The sequence below is a fragment of the Microcoleus sp. T3_B1 genome, from assembly GCF_036700445.1.
Classification (GTDB): Bacteria; Cyanobacteriota; Cyanobacteriia; order Cyanobacteriales; family Microcoleaceae; genus Microcoleus.
Genome location: NZ_JAUBOX010000025.1, coordinates 72197 through 96245 on the forward strand (window position 1 = coordinate 72197; position 24049 = coordinate 96245).

The 24049-nt window shown below is 44.9% G+C and carries 18 protein-coding genes and 1 pseudogene; 14 read left to right on the forward strand and 5 right to left on the reverse strand.

The genetic code is table 11. From position 1 onward, the window contains the following. Positions 1–61: 61 nt before the first annotated feature. From pruA to QT990_RS15780, 4 genes are all read left to right on the forward strand, one after another. Entirely contained in the window at positions 62–3037 is a 2976-nt protein-coding gene (gene pruA, locus QT990_RS15765) for an L-glutamate gamma-semialdehyde dehydrogenase (protein ID WP_333465456.1), read from the forward strand. A gap of 191 nt (positions 3038–3228) precedes the next feature. Then, positions 3229–4773 (forward strand): glycosyltransferase family 39 protein, encoded by a 1545-nt coding sequence (locus tag QT990_RS15770; protein ID WP_333138550.1) that lies wholly within the window; start codon positions 3229–3231, stop codon positions 4771–4773. Between the two features lie 36 nt (positions 4774–4809). Further along, positions 4810–6480 (forward strand): glycosyltransferase family 39 protein, encoded by a 1671-nt coding sequence (locus QT990_RS15775; RefSeq protein ID WP_333465457.1) that lies wholly within the window; start codon positions 4810–4812, stop codon positions 6478–6480. 173 nt (positions 6481–6653) lie between these two features. After that, positions 6654–7133: a hypothetical protein gene (locus tag QT990_RS15780; protein ID WP_333101727.1), complete on the forward strand. Its 480-nt coding sequence runs from the start codon at positions 6654–6656 to the stop codon at positions 7131–7133. A gap of 271 nt (positions 7134–7404) precedes the next feature. Here the strand turns inward: QT990_RS15780 and QT990_RS15785 are convergent, their stop codons facing one another. Further along, positions 7405–9450, reverse strand: coding sequence for a S8 family serine peptidase (locus QT990_RS15785; protein WP_333465458.1), 2046 nt, complete (start codon positions 9448–9450; stop codon positions 7405–7407). Positions 9451–9523: 73 nt separating this feature from the next. After that, positions 9524–9823 (reverse strand): hypothetical protein, encoded by a 300-nt coding sequence (locus tag QT990_RS15790; protein WP_333465459.1) that lies wholly within the window; start codon positions 9821–9823, stop codon positions 9524–9526. Between the two features lie 354 nt (positions 9824–10177). Between QT990_RS15790 and QT990_RS15795 the strand changes: the two genes are divergently transcribed. The 5 genes from QT990_RS15795 (at position 10178) to QT990_RS15815 (ending at position 14896) form a co-directional block, all read left to right on the forward strand. After that, positions 10178–10999 (forward strand): Crp/Fnr family transcriptional regulator, encoded by an 822-nt coding sequence (locus tag QT990_RS15795; RefSeq protein WP_333411735.1) that lies wholly within the window; start codon positions 10178–10180, stop codon positions 10997–10999. A 124-nt stretch (positions 11000–11123) separates the two neighbouring features. After that, on the forward strand, positions 11124–11792 hold the full coding sequence (locus tag QT990_RS15800; RefSeq protein WP_333147310.1) for an HAD-IB family phosphatase: 669 nt from the start codon (positions 11124–11126) through the stop codon (positions 11790–11792). A 255-nt stretch (positions 11793–12047) separates the two neighbouring features. Further along, positions 12048–12668 carry a methylthioribulose 1-phosphate dehydratase gene (gene mtnB / locus QT990_RS15805; protein ID WP_333147308.1) on the forward strand — a complete coding sequence of 207 codons (621 nt, stop codon included), beginning with the start codon at positions 12048–12050 and terminating at the stop codon, positions 12666–12668. Between the two features lie 157 nt (positions 12669–12825). Further along, positions 12826–13860, forward strand: a complete 1035-nt coding sequence (locus QT990_RS15810; protein WP_333147306.1) for a patatin-like phospholipase family protein — start codon at positions 12826–12828, stop codon at positions 13858–13860. 223 nt (positions 13861–14083) lie between these two features. Then, entirely contained in the window at positions 14084–14896 is an 813-nt protein-coding gene (locus QT990_RS15815; protein ID WP_333147303.1) for an MlaE family lipid ABC transporter permease subunit, read from the forward strand. Between the two features lie 261 nt (positions 14897–15157). On the opposite strand, the gene QT990_RS15820 is transcribed toward QT990_RS15815, so the two are convergent. Further along, positions 15158–16663 carry an SGNH/GDSL hydrolase family protein gene (locus tag QT990_RS15820; protein ID WP_333465460.1) on the reverse strand — a complete coding sequence of 502 codons (1506 nt, stop codon included), beginning with the start codon at positions 16661–16663 and terminating at the stop codon, positions 15158–15160. Positions 16664–16871: 208 nt separating this feature from the next. On the opposite strand from QT990_RS15820, the gene QT990_RS15825 reads away from it, so the two are divergent. The 3 genes from QT990_RS15825 to QT990_RS15835 all read left to right on the forward strand — a co-directional run bounded on the left by QT990_RS15825 (position 16872) and on the right by QT990_RS15835 (position 18868). Continuing rightward, on the forward strand, positions 16872–17216 hold the full coding sequence (locus QT990_RS15825) for a Dethiobiotin synthetase (protein ID WP_333147299.1): 345 nt from the start codon (positions 16872–16874) through the stop codon (positions 17214–17216). Positions 17217–17387: 171 nt separating this feature from the next. After that, a complete protein-coding gene (locus QT990_RS15830) occupies positions 17388–17636 on the forward strand; it encodes a hypothetical protein (protein WP_333147297.1) in 249 nt (82 codons plus the stop codon). Positions 17637–18478: 842 nt separating this feature from the next. Further along, positions 18479–18868, forward strand: a complete 390-nt coding sequence (locus QT990_RS15835) for a hypothetical protein (protein WP_333147295.1) — start codon at positions 18479–18481, stop codon at positions 18866–18868. 311 nt (positions 18869–19179) lie between these two features. On the opposite strand, the gene QT990_RS15840 is transcribed toward QT990_RS15835, so the two are convergent. Both QT990_RS15840 and QT990_RS15845 read right to left on the reverse strand, forming a co-directional pair. Beyond that, positions 19180–20466, reverse strand: coding sequence for a glycoside hydrolase family protein (locus QT990_RS15840; RefSeq protein WP_333309375.1), 1287 nt, complete (start codon positions 20464–20466; stop codon positions 19180–19182). A 296-nt stretch (positions 20467–20762) separates the two neighbouring features. Then, positions 20763–21422: an NAD(P)H-binding protein gene (locus QT990_RS15845; RefSeq protein WP_333147291.1), complete on the reverse strand. Its 660-nt coding sequence runs from the start codon at positions 21420–21422 to the stop codon at positions 20763–20765. Between the two features lie 344 nt (positions 21423–21766). Here QT990_RS15845 and QT990_RS15850 point away from each other — a divergent pair. Beyond that, a pseudogene (locus QT990_RS15850) lies at positions 21767–23042 on the forward strand (RNA-guided endonuclease InsQ/TnpB family protein). Positions 23043–23081: 39 nt separating this feature from the next. Next, on the forward strand, positions 23082–23795 hold the full coding sequence (locus QT990_RS15855; RefSeq protein ID WP_333147289.1) for a DUF1997 domain-containing protein: 714 nt from the start codon (positions 23082–23084) through the stop codon (positions 23793–23795). Positions 23796–24049: the final 254 nt, after the last annotated feature.

Below are 24049 nucleotides of genomic sequence, written 5' to 3' on the forward strand. Positions count from 1 at the left end.
GAGTTACAAAATACATAACCCCCCCTGTTGCTAATTACAAATTACCAATTACTTATTACCAATGATCGCACAAGTATCTGAAAACATCTACGAAGCAAAAACCCAAGAAATTGCCAAAGAAATCCTGAAGGCAACTCAAGACAAAAAGCGATCTTTTTTCGGTCAACTGCAAGACCAAATGCGCTGGGACGACAAATTAATGGATTGGGCGATGGCTAGCCCCGGACTGCGGGTGCAATTGTTTCGATTCATCGACTGTTTGCCGGCACTCCGCAGCAAGCCGGAAATTGCCCGCCACTTGCAAGAATACCTGACGGCCCAAGAGGTAGAATTGCCCGAAGCTTTGAAAAAATTGCTCAATTTTACTAACGCTGAGTCGATTCCTGGACAATTGGCTGCGACGACGGTTGCGCCTGCGGTGGAAACTTTGGCGCACAAGTATATTTCTGGGGAAAATATCAAGCAGGTAGTTAAAACTTTAGAGCGGCTTCGCAAAGATAAAATGGGTTTTACAGTTGACCTTTTGGGGGAAGCTGTTATCACTGAAACTGAGGCGCAAATTTATCTTAACCGCTATTTGGAATTGATGGAGGAACTAGCGAAGGCAGCGAAGAATTGGCCGCAGGTAGATGCAATTGACAAAGCTGACGGCGAAACTCTGCCGCGAGTGCAAGTATCCGTAAAGTTAACGGCTTTTTATTCTCAGTTTGACCCTTTGGATGCTAAAGGTAGTGAGGAGAAAGTAAGCGAGAGAATTCGCATTTTACTGCGTCGCGCGAAGGAGTTGGGCGCTGCTGTTCATTTTGACATGGAACAGTATGCTTACAAAAGTTTAACTCTGACAATTCTCAAAGACTTATTGTTAGAGGAAGAGTTTCGCAGTCGCACGGATATTGGAATTACATTGCAAGCATATTTGCGCGACAGTGCCCAAGATTTGCGAAACCTGATTTCCTGGGCAAAAAAACGCGGAAATCCGGTAACTGTGCGGCTGGTAAAAGGTGCTTACTGGGATCAGGAAACTATCAAAGCCATGCAGAAAGATTGGCCGCAGCCGGTCTACAATGACAAAGTTGCTACCGATGCCAATTTCGAGCAGATGACGCAGTTGCTGTTAGAAAATCACGAATATTTGTATGCAGCTATTGGCAGTCATAATGTACGATCGCAAGCGAGGGCGATCGCCATTGCCGAGACTCTCAATATACCGCGCCGCCGCTTTGAAATGCAAGTGCTGTACGGCATGGGCGACAAATTGGCTAAGCTTTTGGTCGATCGGGGTTATCGCGTCCGAGTCTACTGCCCCTACGGCGATTTGCTGCCGGGAATGGCTTATTTGATCCGCCGTTTGCTGGAAAATACCGCCAACAGTTCTTTCATCCGGCAAAGTTCCGAAGAAATGCCGATCGAACAATTGTTAGCCGCACCAGTTGCTAGTGGAAATGACCAGCTAGTTTACAGCAAAGTATTTCCCAACGTTGCCGATACCGACTACGCCAATACCAAATTGCGGCAACAAGCAGAAACAGCCATCAAATCAGTGCGCGCCAACTTAGGTAAAACCTATTTACCGCTAATCAATGGCGAGTACCAAAATACTGAAGCAACAGTTAACTCACTCAACCCTTCCAATCCCACAGAAGTAGTCGGCACCATCGGATTGATTTCCGAAGAACAGGCCAAACAAGCCCTTGAAGCAGCAAAAGCAGCCTTCACCAGTTGGCGAAAAACCCCCGTCCGACAGCGCGCCGGCGTCCTCCGCAAAGCCGCAGAATTGATGGAACAGCGGCGGCACGAACTATCAGCTTGGATGGTGTTTGAAGTCGGCAAACCAGTCAGAGAATGCGATGCAGAAGTCTCCGAAGCTATTGATTTTTGTCGCTACTACGCCGATGAAATGGAACGGTTGGAACAAGGGAAAAATTACGATATTCCCGGAGAAACTAACCGCTACAGCTATCAGCCGCGCGGCATTTCTTTAATCATTTCACCTTGGAATTTCCCCCTCGCAATTCCCGTCGGCATGACAGTTGCATCGCTGGTTGCAGGTAATTGTACTTTGCTCAAACCTGCGGAAGTTTCCTCAGTAATTGCAGCGAAAATAGCTGAAATATTGCTAGAAGCCGGAATCCCCAAAGGCGTATTTCAATACGTGCCTTGCAAAGGTTCAACGGTGGGCGCTTACATGGTGAAACATCCTGACGTTCACATGATTACTTTCACGGGTTCTCAGGAAGTTGGCTGTCGGATTTATGCCGATGCTGCGATTTTGCAGCCTGGACAAAAACACCTGAAACGAGTAATTGCGGAAATGGGCGGCAAGAATGCAATTATTGTCGATGAAAGTGCGGATTTAGACCAAGCAGTTGCAGGCGTAGTTTATTCGGCATTTGGATACAGTGGCCAAAAATGTTCCGCTTGTTCGCGAGTAATTGTGGTCGAATCGGTGTACGATAATTTTGTGGCAAGATTGGTAGAAGCGACGCGATCGCTCAATGTCGGCCCTGCAGAAAATCCCGGCACTCAAGTCGGCCCTGTGATCGATGCAAATGCCCATTCGCGCATCCGCGAATACATCGAAACAGGTCGCGCCGAAGCTAAAATAGCTTTAGAAATGCCGGCACCAGAAACCGGTTATTTTGTCGGCCCAGTCATTGTTACCGAAGTATCGCCCACAGCCACTATCGCCCAAGAAGAAATTTTCGGCCCGGTTTTGTCGGTGATTCGGGCTCATAATTTCAGCGAAGCGATTGCGATTGCTAACGGCACGAATTTTGCTTTAACCGGCGGATTGTATTCTCGCACGCCTTCGCATATCGATCGAGCCGCATCCGATTTTGAAGTCGGAAACCTGTACATCAATCGCGGAATTACCGGCGCTGTGGTATCGCGGCAACCCTTCGGAGGATTCAAACTTTCGGGAGTTGGTTCTAAAGCTGGTGGCCCGGATTATTTGCTGCAATTCCTCGAACCCCGCACCATAACCGAAAATATTCAGCGGCAGGGTTTTGCACCGATTGAAGGAGTGGATGATTAATCTCAAATTCGTTTGATTAAGATTTGATACCCGACTTCTTAAAGAAGTCGGGTCTATGCTATCATGGTTCCAAAAAGTCGGGGGCACCTATTCTGTTGTTCTAATTGAATTTACTTAAAATGGAATATAGAAAAAATGGTACTCGTCTAAATTCTCACAATCCTTCACTTGACAAGTGGGTGAGATTTTTAATGATAGTTATATTAGTCATGGGTATATTTTTTCGTTTCGCCAATCTCGACAAAAAAGTTTACTGGCTAGACGAAGGTTACACTTCTCTGCGGATTTCGGGTTATACAGAATCGGAATTTGTTCAAGAGTTTGGTGACGGTCAAATCAAGGAAATAAAAAGTCTACAAAAGTATCAGCGGATAAATGCAGATAAAAGCGTTTTTGACACCGTAAAAGGATTGGCAATAGAAGAATCTCAACTTACTCCCCTGTACTTTGTAGCAGTGAGATTTTGGGTGCAACTGTTTGGAGATTCAATCGCAGTAACTAGAAGTTTGTCGGCGGTTTTTAGCGTGCTGGCATTACCTTGTATGTATTGGCTATGCTTAGAATTATTTGAGTCATCGGTGACAGCTTGGTTAGCAGTTGTCATAATAGCTGTATCGCCTTTTCAGGTAGTTTATGCTCAGGAAGCTCGACCTTACAGTTTGTTTGTCATGTTAATTTTACTGTCAAGCGCGGTCTTGCTACGAGGAATGCGCCTAAAAACTAATAGTAGTTGGGCAATTTATGCTGTAACATTAGTAGTTGGGTTTTATTCTCACCTCTTATTTGGAATAGTTGCAATAGGACATGGAATCTATGTATTAATTATCGAAAAATTCCGGTTTAACAAGACGGTAATTGGCTATTTGCTAGCATCAATAGCAGGATTGATTGCTCTGTGTCCTTGGATGATAGCTTTTATAAAAAATTCGGGCAATGCCACTGATAAAACATCTTGGCTGTCTCTGAGAAGACCTGTTTCCGACTTGATGAAAAGTTGGGTATTGAACATTAGCAATCAATTTTTTGATGTGGGATTTTACTGGGAGTTGCCACGACCCTATTTGATATCTACTCTGCCAGTTATTTTAATGATTTTAATAATGGTCGGGTATTCTTTTTATTTACTTGTCAGTAAAACAGAAAGGCGAGTTTGGTTGTTTGTTGTGACCTTAACGTTCGTGATAGTAGGGATTTTATTACCAGCGGACTTAATTAGGGGAGGGATTCGCTCGGTCAACACTCGTTACATGATTCCCTGTTATTTAGGAATCCAGATATCTGTTGCTTATCTTTTTACTCAAGTTCAAGTTACAGCCCAATTACAAAAGCTGTGGAGATTAGCTCTAGTTGTTCTGCTCTCAATTGGAATTGCGTCTTGCTGCCTCTATGTGTCTGCAGATAATTGGTGGAATAAATCTGGCTCTCTTCTTAACGTTTCGATCGCCCGCACAATCAACTCAGCTTCTAAGCCATTAATCATAACAGACTTTTCAGAGTATATTGTATGGGATATCGGCAATTTACTCAGTCTGAGTCACAAACTCGATCCCAAAGCTAAATTATTACTAATGTCACCTACAAATAATCTTGACATACCGGAAAATTTTGACGAGATATTTTTGTACAGTCTTTCTCCCGAATTAAAGACCAAAATTGCCCAAAGTAATCAATATAAAATACAAACAATTTATGCAGAAAATGACGAAATTATCCTAGGCAAAATAGTCACTAAATGATGTTTTATATAGTAACAGCACTTGAGTTTGTTTAAAATGGAATCTACCAAAGATCGCGATCGACTCAATTCTCACAACCCTTCACTTGACCAGTGGCTGCGATTTTTAATTATAGCCGTATTAGTCATAGGTGTTTTATTTCGCTTCGCCAATCTAGATCGCAAATTTTACTGGCTCGACGAAACATATACTTCTTTGAGAGTTTCTGGCTACACCGAAGCCGAAATAATCACAGAAATTTCGTACCAGAAAATAACCTCGCCCTCGGATTTACAAAAATATCAGCAGATAAATTCAGAACACAATTTAACTGACACGCTACATTCTTTAGCAACAGAAGACCCCCAACACCCGCCGCTGTATTACATACTAGCGCGACATTGGGCGCAATGGTTCGGCAGTTCTGTTACAGCAATGAGAAGTTTGGCCGCCGTGATTAGCCTGCTAGTATTTCCCGCAATTTATTGGCTGGCTTGGGAGTTATTTGAATCTTCAGCCGTAGCGTGGATGGCGATCGCACTTTTCGCAATTTCTCCCTACCACATCTTGTTTGCCCAAGAAGCGAGACAGTACAGTTTGTGGACATTAACTACTATTTTATCCAGTGCAGCCCTACTGCGAGCCACGCGCCCTGACAAAAATCAAAATGCTCTCGCCCTTGTGTCTCACTGGGCACTGTACGCAGTCACAGCAGCAATGGGATTTTACACCCACTTGTTATTTGTCTGCGTCGCCGCCGCCCATGCAATCTACATCGCAATCATTGCCAACTGGCGCGATATTAAAACATTTATTGCCTATTATGTAGCAGTTGTAGTAGCATTAATTGCCTCCATCCCTCCCCTGATAAATTCTTTAGAAAACTTCAATCAAATTAGAAGCACAACAGCATGGACCGAACAAACAAATTTCTTAAGATTAGTCAGCAGGTGGGTTGGTTCCGTCACCATAGCATTTTTTGATCTTGGCATCGATGGAACTGCCAACGCCACCCAACTAGCCTTGGTAATTCCAGTTGGGATCATAATTCTAGCTTTAGTCGGCTATGCCCTTTATTATCTATGCCGACAAACACCAAAGCGAGTGTGGTTGATTGTATTGTTATTAATTGCAACCACTGCTTTATTTTTGGCAGTCCCTGATATAATCAAGGGTGGAAGGCGATCGGCAAATCCGCGATATTTAGTTCCTTGTTATGTGGGAATTCAGCTAGCAGTGGCTTACCTGCTGTCTGCGAAAATTAGTAACAATTTGGAAAAGTTTAAACAGCAAAAACTTTGGAAAATAGTTATAGTTACAGTTTTTGCCGCAGGTATTATATCCGGTGGAGTTAGTTCTCAAGCAGATATTTGGTGGAATAAAGGCAGCGGTTGGTTGCGCGCCTTGGAAGTAGCTGAGACTGTCAATCAAGCCAGCAATCCCCTATTTATCAGCGATGCCAATATCGCATATATGATGCCTTTAAGTTATTACCTAGAACCAAAAGTCAAACTGCTAATAGAACCCCGCTGTTACACTTCTTGCTACAAAAATCGAGAATTGGCAAAGAAAAAACCCCAACCCCCGCAACTTCCCGGCGGTTTCAGTGAGTTGTTTCTATACAGACCTTCCTCTACTTTGCGATCGGCAATTCAGCAACAAAACTATCAAATAGATCCGGCTGACACTGATGTCGATCTTAATCTGTGGAAAATTACCAAGAAATAATCTCAAACATTAAGGCAAAAAACACGGGTTTGCTGCCCAAAAATGTCTTATTCACTGCGACATATTAACCATAAACGGCCTTTGTGGAAGTATGTCGCAAGTAGAGTTCGATAGGTTGGCTTTTCGTGGTAAGCTAAAAGTTAAGAATAAAAAAATAACATCAAAAATCTCAAATGACAGTCACTGAAACCTCCAACATTCGTAAACTGCTGTGCGATCCAGACTTAGGGCTGATCCCTCACCTAGAAAAGTGCCTGAAAGATTTGCACTCATCTGCGATCGCCAGTGGAGAGAAATTCAAGGTAGAACCTTACGATATAGAACTCAAAAGCTGCCACACCCAGAAGCATCCCAACGACCAAAAACCCCTCGTCACCCAGTCAGTGTTAATAAAAGTTCCCCTGACTGGGAAAGTTCAAGACAAGATGCACCTATATCTGATCGCAACTGAGTTGCAGAACCAAATCGACGTTAAAATTATCGACTGGAGTGCCTTAGAACGCCGCCAATACGACATTCAGGGCATCCCCTTAAAGCAGCCGATCACCAAAATAGACGGCCAGATGAATTACGAGTTAGTATTCGATCGACCAACCTACTGCTGCATCACCCTGTGTCGCCAATTTGACTTAACTTACGCCGCCAATTTTTAATTTGGCTTGTAGGGGCGGGTTTCACCAACAATATTTAGGTTAATTAACAATCTATAAAACCCGCCCCTATCCCACGGTAAACCCCTTGTACATTTTTCGCATTCAATACAAATCAATGTTGATGTAAATTGTTAGTTGTGTGGCGGCGGGTTTATGTATATTGTTAGTAGAAATTCGATATGGTTGGTGAAACCCGCCCCTACGAAATCTGGTAACAGTATGTCAATCCCATTACCAATTCCCAATTACTAATTACCAATTATCAATTAATTCAAACCGCTCGATTCGCAGTTTCCGCAAGAATCCTCTTAATATCAGCAGGAGTCAGACTCGGATTAGCTTGCAACATCAAAGCTATCACGCCGGATACTTGTGGCACTGCCATTGAAGTACCTGCAAAATATCGATAGGGAATCCCCGGTTGAGAAAGCGGCACAGTTGAATAAACATCACCAGAATCCGCCCTGCCGCCATCGCCGCCCGGAGCAACAAAATAATTAATAGTCTCCGTACCCGCCCGGTTAGAATACTCCCCAAACAAGCCATTTCGGGTAACACCACCGACAGCAATTCCTACCTCATTGGCAAACCGAGCCGGATAATCTACTTGTGGGCGAGCATCATTTCCCGCCGCCGAAATCACGATCGCACCTTGAGCTTCGGCCGCTCGAATCGCATCCAATTCTTGAGCATTCAACTGTTGACCGCCCAAACTCACATTTATTATCTTCGCTCCATTTGCCACCGCATAATTAATCGCATTAATTTCATCCCGAATTTTACCTACCCCTGCCCGATCGAGTATTTTCAAAGGCATAATCTTCGCAGTCGGAGCCGTTCCAGTAATCCCAACCCCATCTTTTTTCGCAGCAACTAAACCCGATATATGAGTGCCGTGATTGTTATCATCCATCGGGTCATTATCGTTATTGACAAAATCCCATCCTCGGAAATCGTCAACAAACCCATTGTTGTCATCATCAACCCCGTTGCTAGCTTTATTGCGACCGATCGCATCAACGCCGGTTTCCCCCGCATTGCTCCAAATATTCCCCGTCAAATCCGGGTGATTGTAGTCAACTCCGCTGTCGATAACTGCCACCACAATTCCGTCTCCAGTCAACCCCTGGGCCCAAACTTCTGGAGCTTTAATTAAATCTCTGCCCCACTCGTCGCCGCCCAAGTCGGGAACATCAGGAAAAGTTGCAGTACCTTGAGCTTTAGCAACTGCCGCCGCTGCATTCACCAAACCGAACCCAAAACGAGAGTCAAAACCTTGCAAGTTGCTCGCATTGTTAGGAGAAACAGTTGCAGGGGTTGCAGACAGATTGAGGGTGAAATCTGTACTGCCTTGGTATTGATAAACTCGAACAAAGTAAGTTCCTGCGTCTAAACCATTGATATCGATCGACTCCGGCGATAAATCCAATTCTTGAGAAGAACCAATAATGTCGGTGAAGTCAATAGAATTGTCGCCGTTAATATCTTTAATTAGAGCAACATCAACATCCGCCGTCAAACCGCTAACAGTTAATTTAAAGTCGCTAGTTGCAGGCAAAGTAAAGCGGTAAAGGCCGTCTGGCCGGGCCTTGCTAACCGAGTCTGCGATCGTTTGAGTGCCGCCCAAAACGCCTAAATCGCGAGCTTGATCCAGTTGGTTGCCCAATACGGTAGTTGCAGAGATGAATGTATTGGCAAGGTCTTGTGGAGATGCGTTGGCTACCAAGCCTAAAATAGCATTGGATTGGCGAATTTTAATTAATGTATTGGAAATACCGGGGGCGATCGATATTTCTTCGAGAATTAAGTCAGCTTCGGTAAGATTGTCAGTCAGTCCGATCGAATCCACAAAACTGTTAAAGTCAGTAATAACGTCTGCAGCCGCCGGATCGGAGACTGCGGAGTTGCTGCGGAGGACAAAGGTATCTGGGCCCAAACCCCCTGTCAGCGTATCTTTGCCACCATCCCCCACTAAAACGTCGCTGCCAGAGTCACCGTTGAGGGCGTCATCTCCCTTACCTCCCTGCAAGGTATCGCTGCCGGCATCGCCAAACAAGATGTCGCTGCTGACACCACCGTTAAGTACATCGTTGTCTGCACCCCCTAACAGCGTATCGGAATTGCCACCGCCGAGAATGCGATCGTTACCATTATCACCGCTAATTATTTCGGCATCCGACGAACCGACAATAAAATCGTTGCCGCCGAGGGCAAAAAATCCGTTAGGATAAGGAGTCACAAAGCCCGGAGTCAAGGCGAAACTATTGGGGCTATCATCTAAAAGATAGGAAAGACCGTCAGGGCTCGGGCCGGGCATAGAAATGTACTCCTAGTGAGGTATATCGATCTAAATTTTAGATTTTAAATTTAAGTTTGTGGTTAAAAACGCCCTAAATAGTCTGTAATGCGCGCATTACAGACAGTCTGTAGAGGTCTGCATAGGTTAGGTTAAACTGAGATGTTCCACCCTTCTCAATTACTTGTTTAGGAACAGGCAAGATGCCTGTTCCACAAGAAAATTCATCTTTTGTGGAACGGGCATCTTGCCCGTTATTGAGAATGGTGCCACCTATGAGATTTAATGGAATTTCCCCTAGTGTCTCTTGCAGGGCGATCGCCCTTTGGAACCTTGAAAGCAAGAAACACTTCACTGTAACTTCCGGGCACGGCTCCATATTTGCTGTATCCATATCGGCTCATCCTACGGTAAGAGCAACGATCGACTGTTACCGCTTGCACTTTTCTTGTACGTTAAACTGCTGATCTCAGAGATAGTCGATCGGCTCCCCCGATCGGGGCTACATCGAATTAATAGGCTTTCTAGCGATTTTTTTGCTAAATAACAATAATTTACGACAAATTTTTTGCTGAACTCTACCATTTTGATGTATTTTTTGCTACATTAAATTTTTCGGTAAAACTAAGAAAAGTCAGCATAGTTAAGAAGCGTGCAAGCTCGATCGGGGGTTGGTTGTCTCACTTTGTATCGCACTGCTGGCAGAAGCTGTTTTTCTCACTCTTAAATATATCCCAGAGCCTCACTTATGCAATCAACTTCCACACCTGTAGAGACTATCGATCGACCGTTTATCACTTGGCAGCGAATTATCGACTGGGCCCAGGAACACTACCGCTGCCGGACTTTTAGCAAAGATGAGCGGATTCCCGCAAGACCCGGACTGCTGTATTTAGTCCAGAAAGGTTCTGTGCGACTCGTAGGTAGCGCTCAAGTTAGCGCTGCGGCGGCGAAGTCGAAATCCGTTGACAAAACTACAGAAGAAGCTTTTTTGGGCTTCGTCGGCGCAGGCCAGCCCTTTGAACTGGTTGCTCAGTCTCCGTTTACTCTCCAAGCTTACGCCCACGCCGATCAAACTCACGTAGTGTGGATGTATTGGCACGACTTGGATAATTGGCCTCACTTTCGTAGAGAAATTTTGGATGCGTTTCGCTACCAGCACCAGCGGAAACTCCTCTGGCTGAGCACTTTGGGACAGCGTCGGACGATCGACCGACTGTTGGGATTTCTCACTTTGTTGATCGAGGAGTTCGGCGAACCTTACGTAGGTGACGACGAACCGGATGTGGTTCGGGGCTACCGGCTGCCTTGGGCCTTGACTCACGCTCAAATTGGCAGCGCAATTGGCTCAACGCGGGTGACGGTGACGCGACTGATGGGTAAGTTGCGATCGAAAGGTTTGATTAATACTGAAGATGATAATTTAATCTGTTTGCCGGCTAAGTCTAACCCCCAAAAGACAAAAAACCACAAGCAGGAGGTAGAAGATTCCCTGGAAGATGAAGATTCTCTCGAAGATTCCCTGGAAGATTCCCTGGAAGATGAAGATTCTCTCGAAGATTCTGAATAAAATCCTGCGGTAAATTGCCAACAAACAGCGCGTCACTATTAGTTTTGGGCTGTCGCGCTCGATCGCTCGACAGTGTACGATGAATTGTGTAAACTTTTGCCGTTCTCGAAAGGTGCGACTGACAATGACCGATGACAAGCAAAAATCTTCAATCCCGAACAATCAGCAACGGGTGGTATTCTGCGACTTTGACGGCACGATAACTGTTGAAGAAACTTTTGTGGCCATGCTCAAGTATTTCGCACCGGAACTGTCGTCTCAACTGATGCCTGAAATATACGCTAGAAGGCTGAGTTTGCGATCGGGAGTGCGGCAGTTACTAGAGTCTATTCCCTCGGAACGTTACGGGGAAATTGTGGAATTTTCTAGGGGAAGGCTGATGCGGCCGGGATTGTTGGAGTTGCTGGATTTTTTGGACGAGAAAAAGGTAGATTTTGCGATCGTTTCCGGCGGTCTTCGGGTCATGGTAGAGACGGTAATGGGCGATTTGGTACACCGGGCGAGCGTTATTTACGCTGTGGATGTGGACGCTAGTGGCCCTCGCTTGCAAGTCAATTCTGAGTTTGAAGGAGATGAGGAATTGGTGTCTAAGGTGCGGGTGATGGGCCAGCACCCGGCCGAGGAACAGGTGGCAATCGGAGATTCGCTGACGGATTTTAATATGGCTTTGCAGGCTTCGTCGGTGTTTGCGCGCGATCGGCTTGCCCAGTATCTAGACGAACAGCAAAAGCCTTATACTAAATGGGATAATTTTTTTGACATTTTGGAAAGTTTGTCCCAGAAATGGAATTGAAACTATCGCCTTTCTCAGGTAATATAAATTCCGTTTGCATCGGTATTGTATGATGTTAAATTTTGTAGGGGCGGGTTCACCAACAATAATTGCCCATAATAGACAATATAATAAACCCGCCCCCCTGCATATAAGTCCGATGCTACCGAATTTGATATAAGGTGTGCATGGATCACCCTACGTTGTTTAGATAGGCCAGCGCAATTCCTATCAACCTACTAAAAAATAGATCAAAAGCTGAGGAATTTGTAAAGAATGAGTGGCGATTTGAGATCGGATTTAATTGCAGCAGCCAAACATTTTTACGATCGCGGTTGGATGGTTGGGACTGCTGGCAATCTTTCAGCCCGCTTACCAGATGGCACTTTTTGGATTACTGCTAGCGGCCGCGCGAAAGGGCAGTTAACTAAAGAAGATTTTATCAGAATGAACTCAGACGGTGCTATTGTTGAGCAACCTGTTCCCGACAGCCGCCCTTCGGCCGAAACCAGCATTCATTTAGCCGTTTACAATTGTTTTCCAAACGCTAAAGCTTGCTATCACGTTCACTCGATCGAGGCAAATTTAGTTTCTCGGCTAACAGCAGGAGATGCAGTGCCTTTACCGGCGATCGAAATGCTGAAAGGTTTGGGGGTGTGGGAGGAAAACCCGCAGGTGTCGATCCCCCTCTTTACAAATTATTTGGAAGTCCCTAAGATAGCCAAGGAAATTTGCGACTTTTTTGCCGTTTCAGCGCCGTCTGTACCCGCTTTATTAATTCGCGATCACGGCATAACAGTCTGGGCAGACTCGCCAGCGGCCGCCTACAATTACGTAGAAATTGTAGAATACATTTTTCGCTATACGATCGCCGCCCGCCAATTAAATTTAGATTGAAGATTTGGGATTTGAGATTGAGCGGTGCATGAATGCGGAATTATGTAGGGCGCGCCCTAAGCACCTTACCGCTATTACCGCTATGATTAGCTTCTCAAACCACTTTTTGTATCCCGGACTGTAGGAAACGAGCAAACATTCAGAGGAGGCAACAGTAATGGCTAAATATACCAGAATTTTATCCATAGATGGAGGCGGAATTAGAGGAATTATTCCCGCGCAAGTTTTAGTTAGCATTGAGTCAAAGCTGCAAAAGGCAAGTGGCAACCCAGATGCGAGAATAGCTGACTATTTTGATTTAATCGCGGGCACGAGTGCGGGAGGAATTTTAACTTGCATCTATTTGTATCCCGATGCCGAAAATCCCACCAGACCTCGGTGGTCAGCGAAAGACGCTCTTAATTTTTCGATTGAGAGCGGTCGCGACGTTTTTAAGAGTTCATTATGGCAAAAACTCAGATCTATAGACGGTTTGATAGATGAGAAATATCCAGGCGAGCGCTTAGAACAATTCTTGTTGGAAAACTTTAGAAATTGCAAACTCAGCGAACTGCTCAAACCTTGTTTAATTTCCAGTTACGACATCGAAAGGAGAAAAGCTCACTTTTTCGATCAAATAGATGCTAAAGAACTTCCAGCAGAAGACTATTTTATTAGAGATATCGCCAGAGCCACATCAGCAGCTCCCACTTTCTTTGAACCTACCAAAATCCGCTCTTTGACCAACGAATCCTACGCTTTAATTGACGGGGGAGTTTTCGCAAACAATCCCGCACTTTGTGCCTATGCAGAAGTTAGAAATAAATTCAGAATTCCCGACGATCGCTCCGACAAAGGTCCGACCGCAAAAGATATGGTAATTCTATCGCTGGGGACAGGAGAAGCTCAGAAAAAATACCCCTACGAAGAAGCGAAAAATTGGGGTCAAGTTGAGTGGGTTCAGCCTTTGATTAATATCATGATGACGGGAGTTGCTGAAACGGTAAATTATCAACTAATTCAAATTTATGATGCGGTTGAAAGACCGAATCAATATTTGAGAATTACTCCCGATTTGAGCCACGAACAACCGCTGCCGATTGATGATGCCTCGGAAGAGAAGATATCGGCACTGCTGAGAATTGGCAAGGATCAAGCCGAAAAGAATAATGAAAAGTTGGATAAGTTTATAGACTTGTTACTTGCGGAGTAGTCCTAGGATTTTAGATTTTAGTCATATTGTAGGGTGGGTTGGGCGCGGCGATTAAGTTAAGTCACCAATAAATAAATCTTAAACCGCGCCTAACCCACCAACCGCAGGGCTGAGAGACAAAAAATATATGTTGACAAATCGTGCAATAATTGCTGTACAATTGCGTAAATCTCTATTTAGCAATGCTTCGCCCTGTTTGCAATAAATCGCGAGTCCTCAGTCATTGGTTAAAAAATACCAAGAAAAGTGCGATCGACATTTAGATGAAACCTTCAATAACAGGTGGTTTCAGCGGTTTTTCGTGACGTTGTTCTTGGGCGGCCAAGTGCTGCTACGCATACTCCAAGGCAAAATTGACCGCCGCAAAATCATGGAACATTTAGTAACAGTAGGCTTGGATTCTTTCAGATCCGTGCTGCTAATAGCCTTTTTTGGCGGCATGATTTTTACATTTCAATCAGCCAGAGAATTGGTTCGCTTTGGCGCGGTTGGGGCGATGGGAGGTGCTTTTGCTGTGGCATTTTGCGGCGAATTAGCACCACTTTTAACGGCGGGCGTGGTGGCGGGACAAGTAGGTTCGGCCTTTGCGGCGGAGATAGGAGAAATGCAGGTGACGGAACAAATAGACGCCCTGTATATGTTAAGAACAAATCCGGTTGATTATTTAGTAGTGCCGAGGGTGATAGCTTGCTGCATCATGCTGCCGATTTTAACAATTTTTTCGGTAGCGGTGGGAATTTTGGGCGGGCTATTTGTAGCGGTTCATTTTTATAATTTGGAACCGTCGGTATTTTTGGAATCGGTGCGAACTTTCTTGGGGCCTTGGGATTTAGTAAATGTGGTGATTAAAAGTTTTATTTTTGGGTTAATAATTGCCCTTGTCGGTTGCGGTTGGGGATTGACGACGGTGGGCGGAGGGAAAGGAGTAGGCCAAGCTGCAACGGCGGCGGTGGTAACTTCTTGGGTGTTGATTTTTGTGGCGGATTTATGTTTATCGCTGTTGATGTTTCACGAGTTAGGAATTCCTAGAAGTTGATAATCTTGGCGATTATAAGTAACCACACAAAATTAATTACATAAAGACTCCTTGCTAGGCAAGGGTTTCAGTAGAAATATTGTGTAATTAATTCTGCACACCTACTTAGCAGGAGTCAGGAGTCAAGATGCTTAATTATTAAGGGTTTGAACAATCATCAACGCCCTACGCCGCCAAGGCGATTGCTATAAAATCAACATAAAGATTTTTTAAACCGCAGATGAACGCAAATAAACGCTGATAAAATTGCATCAGCGTTGATCAGCGTTCATCCGCTGATATCTGCGGTTTAAAACTCTCAACTTGAGATGGTAGATTGGAGAAAGGAGGGCGATAGACTCGAATTGCCTCAATAGGAACTTTCCCATCTGTTTCGGGGACGATTTCGAGGATGTGTTTGGAGTTGCTCAAATTCTGAGCCAATGTTGTAGAATACTCGCGGTTTGAATCTGCAATGTTTGGCGGAACGTATGAATCAACAAACATTGGTCGCACCTGCCAGGAAATCTCAAAGCCTTTAGGCGTCGGTTTTTTAGAGTGTTCATAGGCTTTTTGCAGCCACCAGTTTCTCGGTTCAATCACGACGCGGCCCGAGTTTGAGACAAACATTTCGTCGTTTGTACCGCTGCCGTCGTAACCTGTTTTAGAACCTACAACGTCAAATTTAAACTTGCTAGCGTCGCTGTTAATCTCAGTAATCACGGCTTTCCAATCTTCCACGATTAGCGGTTTTTGACTGGATATTTGGATGATTGCCGGCCAACCGACGCCAAGGCTAACGCTAGGTCTGGTGATGCTGTAAAGTTCAGGAAATTCTGAGGGTTTTTTGCCGTCGATCGCAATTTTAGCAGAAATTGCCTTGCCGTTGAAGGTTTTATCGGCGATCGCATCTATTCTATTTCCTTCAAATTCTAAAACCAACTTGCCATCTTGCCATTTAACATCGCTGCCAACTGTATAGGTTTTCACTAAATCCTGCGGCGGTTGAGGAGAATTTGGGTTGTACCGCAGGTACGGTTTTATGAGAGCAGCTAGGAGAAAGTTTCCCCAATCGTTGAGGTGAATGCTGTCGCTCAATAGCTGTTGTGGCTGCAAGCGATTGTCTTTCAAATACCTGCGCCAAGGTTCGCGAATTTCGGCGATTTCGCAGCCGTATTTATCTGCCAACTCCGGCAGCCATTTAGTAGAATGAGTGTTGTGCCATTCGTATCTGCTGACTGAATTTGGATCGTCGCTGTTGCCTGTCGGCATCCAGTCAATATGGTCGGAATGCAAGAGTATTTCGCTAGCAGTGCGGCGGCGGACATTAGCAATTAGGGCTTCGTAATCTTCACCGCCTCCGTAGACGTGAAAAATTAGCAAGTCTGGATAAAAAGGATACAAATCGTGTTCGCTGGGACGGATTAAAATCGGTGCTGCAAATCCTCCGATCGCCCGATTTTCCACAATTAAATCTGCATTGGGAAATCGCTGTCTCAAATCCTTCACTACATCTTTCCACCAATCTTGTTCTGTGATGGATTGACCGTAGAATAGAATACGCACTTGGCGGCGGTCTGTTGGAGTGCTAGCCGCAAGTAGCCCCATCGTCCTTTGAATCCTCGCTCCAAAACTAGCACTATTTTCAATAGGAGCGGGTGGGGGAAATGGCGTATGGGCAGCGATTTTTTTGATGACCGGAACTAACAGAAAGCTCAGACACAAAAAAAGCAGCCACAAGTAGCGATAAATCTTTGATTTTCTGCTATTTCCTTGGTGTTTTGCCATTGTTTTATTTTTCCCTGTCCGTTTCACTTTGCTCCCGGCGACTGTGGGATGAATGCTAAGCCTCTAATCAGTAGCTGTAGCGTGCTTATGGGCGCACCTCACGAGTAGCTGTAGTGTAGGCTGTATGGAAATATATTACCAAATTGAGCGCGACAAAAAGTGATATAATGCCAGCTAATTAATTGCACTCCGATCGATCGCACGTCAAATGGATTACAAAACAGCCCGCAGTTTTCTGATCGACCAAGGAACCGCCCTGGAAACCAAGAAAAATCCCGACGCCTTCCTGATGCGTCTCAAACAAGGTCAGCCCCCCGTACCCGGACAGGTGACATCGATTTTATTAGCTTTAAAAATATTGTTTGAAGGGCTGCAAGAATCTCCAATGCTCGATCGACAATTGATCTCGGCACTGCATTTACTGTCAGTAGAAGGTTTGCAGCAATTTGAATCGGGACTCCGCAGAGGAGTTTCTTGGCCGCCGCTGCTGAAGGAAGACTTAAATCGAATTGCGATCGCAGTCAAGAATATCTTTTCCGGTGTCTGGCAATAATTAGCTCGGCTACCACCGATCCCGATACCCACCGCCAGTAAACTCAAATTTTTTTCTACATTTTTTTCTACAATTATTTGTAAAAATTTATGTTAATCTTGCTACATTTACCCTCGAATTGTGGCATCTTAATATAAGAATCAGTTCTCACAAACACTTGGAGAGACTCCCATGAACGCCGAAGAAAAAGCTAGACAACTAATTGCACGAGAAAGGCAGCATAGCGAACACTTGCACGAATCTATGCTCAATCGTTCCTCCCACGAGCTAGAAACACATGGGGAGGGAATTGCTGAAGAAAAAGCCAGAGAATTAATGGCTCAAGAACGGCAGCACAGCGAACACCTGCACGACTCTATGTTAAGCCGTTCTTCCCAAGAGGTAGAGGGATCGATCGCACCGGATGACACTGACAAATAAATTTTGTTAACACAAGACTTACGGACAGATACCAAGAAACCTGGTTTTTATACCATTTTTCATACCATAACAAAGGGCTGTAAAAATGTTTGTGTATAAACAACCAGGTTTCTTAGTCCTGCAATAGTTCAGCACAGCAAAACTCTACTCAAATCGAGGAGGATTGTAGGTGCAATCAAAACAGCCATTGGTCGGTTGGCAGCCGCTATCACAAACATCAAAGCGCCATATATAGCAATAGAAAATGCCAAGTTCTACTGCTCGCGAAAGCTTTCGAGGGATGCCAAAAGAGCTGGCAGCCCCGCTAGCGTGGCCGACACCAGAGCCTCATCTTTGTAAACTCGCGATCGCAGAATAGGGGTACTTTTAGACGCAGAGGTGAAAGAGCCTCGCCGTTGGGAATTTCCGGTTTCTCGCGTCACGCAAAACATAGCAGTATCCTCGCAGTATTGTCAATTAATCCCTAAATATGCGCCCGTAAAATTTCTCACGGCTTGCTGTATGTTTCTATTATTACTCAGATAAATAACCGAGAGGAAACCCTGAAATAATTATTCACGATTGCTAGGGATCAACTTGGGAGCATCTCAATGAAAGCAGCCAAGGTAGAAATTGGAGTTAGGAGTCAGGAGTCAGGAGCCAGGAGAAAAGACTCAGAAGGAAGAAGGAAGGAGCCAGAAGAAGTGTCTTTACAAATATGAGATGCTCCCGATCAACTTAAACTGCATCACAACTTTTATTAATTTGTTACACGGCGCGCGTTTGTTTAAGCCGCCAACAGCGACACAGACACCCGCAACCAGGCAGCAAAATCACCGATTTCACAGGAGGAACGCGGATCAATGATGCTAACTCTTAGTCCAGCAACACTTATAAGTCAAATCAAGCCGACTGTCCAAAGCTTGCGCGACGGAGACTACCGCTACCGAGACTCCTTTGTGCTCGATCGACCTTTTCGAGAAATCCAATTTCGCAAACAAGACAGATACATCACCGGCAGCGATTCAGACAAACGCACGGGCAAAAGTTACTGCTTCCGGGGCATCCCCCAGCACAACAACATTATTAACATCACGCTAGCGATCGAAATTTCCCCAAAAACCGCACAGAAAACCGAGTGGAAATTAGCACCAGGAAATCCCATTAATTTCGACAAGCTTTATCCGCTGCAAGCAGGGCCGGGATTAGAATTGTACAAATGTTTGACAGCCTTTTTACCAAAATTGAAGTAATTATATCAAATATGGTGGATTGCACCGGATCTCTGTAGGACAGGGCTTGGCCCATAGGTGTCAACTTAAGCTTTTAGTCCATCAATATTCCCGCCTACCCGTCAGTCCGCCAGGGGTTGAAACCCCTGTCTAATAGCTAAAGTCCTCTGAAGAGGACTAATGAGTTTAAAAAATTTTATTCTCAGTCCTCTTCAGAGGACTTTAGCTTTGAGGCAGGGAATTCATTCCCTGTCGGACTGTCGGACTGTTTAACGTTAAGTTGACACCAATGGACACTGCAGTGTCCCTACCCTTCTTTGTGTTAATTTAACCTAAGAACCAGCATTTTCCAATTCTTCCCGCAGCATTTCCCGGTAGACTTTCGGCAAACGAGAACTCATAGAATTGGTCTCAATTCCATATCCCAAACTCGTCCAAGTTCCCGAAAGCATCCGCAATACGTCCGTTAATCTTTCCTGCCGCAACATCTCAGGAATATCAGCCTTCCAAAACTTGCGATCGCTCAACCAAGCATAAACCACAGCATCCTGATCTTCTGGTTCAAAACTGTAATCTTCCCAGAATAAAAAATTAGCACGACGCGCCTGATAGCGCTTAGCCTTCTCCTTCCAAGTCGAAGTCAGAAATTGATACCTGCCCGCTGCCGTAGTACACTTGCCCCGATTCGGGCCATTAACAATCCTCACACACCAGTCAGGATGGCGGCTCAAATCTAATATGTATTTGCCACCGTAAACAACGTGATAAGGCCGAGAAACATTGGACTCGCTAGCAGAAATAGTTCGCATCAGGGCTCGAATATAAGGATCGCCCGTTTTAATAGCCAGCGGCGGGAATTTTCCCCGCCCGCTTACCGACTGCGACAACTGCTGATTTCCCCGCAAATTAGCAACCAAAAAAACACCGCCGCCAATCACAGCGCCGATTAAAAGTAGAAATCCGAGGATTTGAATTTCCGATCGCCTCAGCAAACCTCTTTTTCGACGGCTTAATTTCTCAGCTTCCAGCAAAGTCATTTCCATTTCCGCAAATTCGGCTAATTTTCGAGCCGCCCGCATTCGGCGCACCCGAAAATCGTATTGATATAGCGGCGCGGCTACCAGCGTTAGACTCGATAAAACCCCCGCCAATTTAATCAGCCAGAAATCTAATTCACCGGCTATGGCAACATTTGTCAGAGTAGATATTCCTGTTAGTAACTGAGCCGGATCGATCGCTCGCGCTGGCCAATAAAAAATCGCAAGTTGCACCAACAGCGACAGATTAAATGCAAAAAAAATCACTACAACAGCATTCAAGCCTTCTCGCAAGTGCGATCGAATACCCGTATGCCGACGCTTAAACTTGCGCGCAACGCGAAAGCGGCCCGGCAGCATAATTAGTAAGGGATTTAAGATTTTGACGGCTAACAAGTGACAAACAAAAAACACAGGCAACTGAATCAGCCAAGCCGCCAGCAGTAGAGTCAGAAAGCCGATATCGTCGCTGACAAAAGGAATGCCCCTGCGAAGGACAAAACTAAAACTCTGAGCGAGAGCAAATGCCCTTAACCACGAAATCGGATAGGGGAACCAAGCTGGCCACTTGAGAGTTTTCATGCTGGGAGAGGGAAATTTCAACGGCGAATCGTAAAACTATAAAGATTTTGCCAGATTTGGCGATCGGAAAATTGTTGTAGGGTGCGTCAGCCCAAATCTTTGACCCACATCACATCTTGCACCATTCTCGATAAGCCTTTTTTGGGCGGGCAGGATGCCCAACCCCTACTCCCCACAAGAAAATGCACTTTTTGTGGAACAGGCATCTTGCCTGTTGTTGACAACAGTGCAACATCTCAGATCCAAATCAAAGTGTTTTTTGTCTGACGCACCGAACCCAAGCGAGCCTAATTCAATCAAATCACACTGGCAAACAACTCCTCAAAACTCTTTTGCGGAGCCTCCGACTTCGCCACAATTTCCACAACCTTGTTGCGAGAAGTCGGCTGAAACAGCGCCTCCACGCACACTTGGGCTACCTTGGTGCGGGGAATGCTGCTCTCAAACATTTTGTCTGCACCAGTCATGACGATCGCATCTGAATTATCCTCATTTTTGAGACCGCCCGGACGGACGATCGTATAAGTGAGGCCGCTTTTTTGCAAATATTCCTCGGCTTGCTTCTTCCAAACCAGAATCAGCCAGAACAAATTCAGCGGGTGAAAAAACTGAGAGACGCACAGAGAAGTCACAAGCACAAAATGCTCAATTCCCTTAGCCTTAGCTGCATCCACCAAATTTTTAGTACCTTCCAAATCCACCTTGTAAGGCGCTGTCGGGTCAAAACCAGGGGCCGCCCCTGTCGCGCACAGCAATACCGTACTATCGCCGATGGCATCGCCCAGGGAAGTCGCATTTAATACATCCCCAGTCACTAACTCTACCTCCGGCGGTAAAATTTGCCTCGCTGTGTCTAGATTTCGGACTAAGGCGCGCACGGGAATGCCTCGCTTGACTAATTCTGCGACGATTCGGCGGCCAGTCTGACCTGTGGCTCCTGCTACAAATGCTTTCATATGTCGAGTTATGCTGAACTAGGGTAAGTTTTGTTGCTATAGCGCAACTATCGATTTCTCAATTGTAGGGAGGAAACTTCCTTAACACATCCCCAACCCGATCGATTGGCGTGTATTATAAAACTTCATTAAGATTGTAAGCATCAATAAACAATGGTACTATCATATAGTCAGGAGGGTCAACTGAAAGAATTATTTCGCTCGTTAAAAAATGGGCGTTGCTGATTTACGGTATGAAAGGCTAAATATGCAAGTCATAGAAACCAGTATCCACAAAGCTTCTGGATTTTTAACTTATTTTTTTCATACTCTGATTAAGCAACGCCAAAAAATGGAGAGTCTGAATGCAACTAGCAGAGAGGCACATCATTAAATCTACGGAACACCGTTTCGTGGAGATTGATAAATTAGCTTTTCAATCCAAAAATCTCTACAATGCTGCTAATTACGTAATTCGTCAGAGTTTTATCTATGGATGGGGTTACATTAATTACAACGAAATGAACGGTTTGATGAAGTCTCATCAAGCGTACAAAGACTTGCCAGCCAAGGTTAGTCAACAAGTATTGATGATATTGGACAAGAATTGGAAATCTTTTTTTGAGGCTGTAAAAGCTTACAAAACGCAGCCCACTAAATTCACTGGTAGCCCAAAACTACCGAAGTACAAAGATAAAATCAAAGGACGGAATATCCTCGTCTATACGATTCAGGCTGTTAGTAGCAAGCAATTGAAAAAAGGAATCATCAAGCTTTCGGGTACGGAAATCTCAATAAAAACCAAGGTAAAACCAGATCGGGTTTGCCAAGTTAGACTGGTTCCTAAATGCGATTGTTATGTAATTGAGGTAATCTATAATGAACCGGAGTTCACCCTTGATGAAAACCCAAAAAACTTCGTAGCTAGTATTGATTTAGGACTGAATAATTTAGTGGCGTTAACTTCAAATCAGCCGGGTTTTACCCCTCTCCTGATTAACGGGCGACCATTGAAATCAATTAATCAGTTCTACAACAAACGTAAAGCCGAGTTACAATCTCAGTTGAAAAGAGGTCGCAAGACCTCATCCCGCATTCAGCGTTTAACTCGTTGTCGCAATCAAAAAGTCGATAACTATTTACACCATACCAGTCGCCTGATCGTTGACGTTCTTGTCGCCAAACAACTTGAGATGCTAGTAATTGGCAAAAATGTACAATGGAAAAACGAGATCAACTTAGGGAAGCAAACTAATCAAAACTTTATCAACGTTCCTCATGCTCGACTAATTGAGATGTTGGAATACAAAGCTCAATTAGTTGGGATTAAGGTGCTACAGCAAGAAGAATCTTATACTTCTCAATCAAGTTTTCTTAATTTAGACCCAATCCCTGTTTATGGAAAGACTGGGAATGATGTCATATTTAGTGGCAAGCGAATCAAGAGAGGATTGTACAAAACATCGGTCGGTCAATTAATTAATTCCGATGTGAATGGCGCCTACAACATTTTGAGAAAAGCAATCCCAAATGCGTTTAGCTTTCTTGATAGGGAGCTGCGTAGTTCAGCCGAGGCGGGTCAATCCGCTCAAAGTACAAGCGAAGGGGGAGGGACTTAATGCCTCCCATGTCATGCGATAAATGACTATACTTTTACTAGCTATAACAGGAGAGCATACGATGAAGCACGATTCCGCTGAATATCAAACTGTTGAAGCTTCTGACGAAAATTACTACCCAGATGCGAGTGTCCAACCGCCCGAAAGTGGAAGCGCGGATGCACCAGAGGAAGTTGAGCCGATTTGGTTTCACACGCATTTTGAAGACAGCATGGAGATGTACGCCGATGCGGAGACGGTGGGGAACCATTTGAACAACCACAAGAGTTGGTTTTGCCACTGCGCTTCGCCGATGAAGGCCCAGCCGATCGGCGAAAACGGCTATGATTTATTAATCGGGCGTTTTGGGGCTTTTGGCTACCGCGTTGAAGCGAGAATTGGTTTAGAGTTGCTGCCGCCTGACGCTGAAGGGTGCTATTTGATTAAGACAATCCCGGTTCCCGATTATACATCCCCTGGGTATGAAGTGGATTTTCGATCGGCAATGAAGCTAGTGGAGATACCGTCTCAGGAGTTTGCCGCCGATTGGCCGAGCTCGGAACGCGCTAAGCTGCCGCCTGCGATTACCATTACTACCTGGAAGCTGGATTTGGCTGTGGGAGTTTGCTTTCCCAAGTTTATTCGATCGATGTCTCAACCTTTAATAGAAAAAACCGGCGATGCGCTTTTGGAAAAAATCATCAAACAAGTTAACCGGCGCTTGACTTATAAAACTCAGGTTGTTTTTCACGAAAGTTTGGGCATTCCTTTTCCGAAAAATCCTAAGAAACATTAACGAGACTTGCGCCCTAAGCTGTTGTGCATTTAAATTGAGAGGTTGCACCATTCTCAAGAACAGGCTGTCGGGCCTGTTCCACAAAAGATAAATTTTCTTCTTGTGGAACAGGCCGGAAAGCCTGTTCAGAAAAGGCTAATTAACAATGGTGCAAGATGTGAGTTTAAATTGTATGTTATATCAAATCCGGTAGCATCGGAATTATTCATCTCTGTATTCTCTCCCTCTGCGTTCTCTGCGCCCTCTGCGGTTAA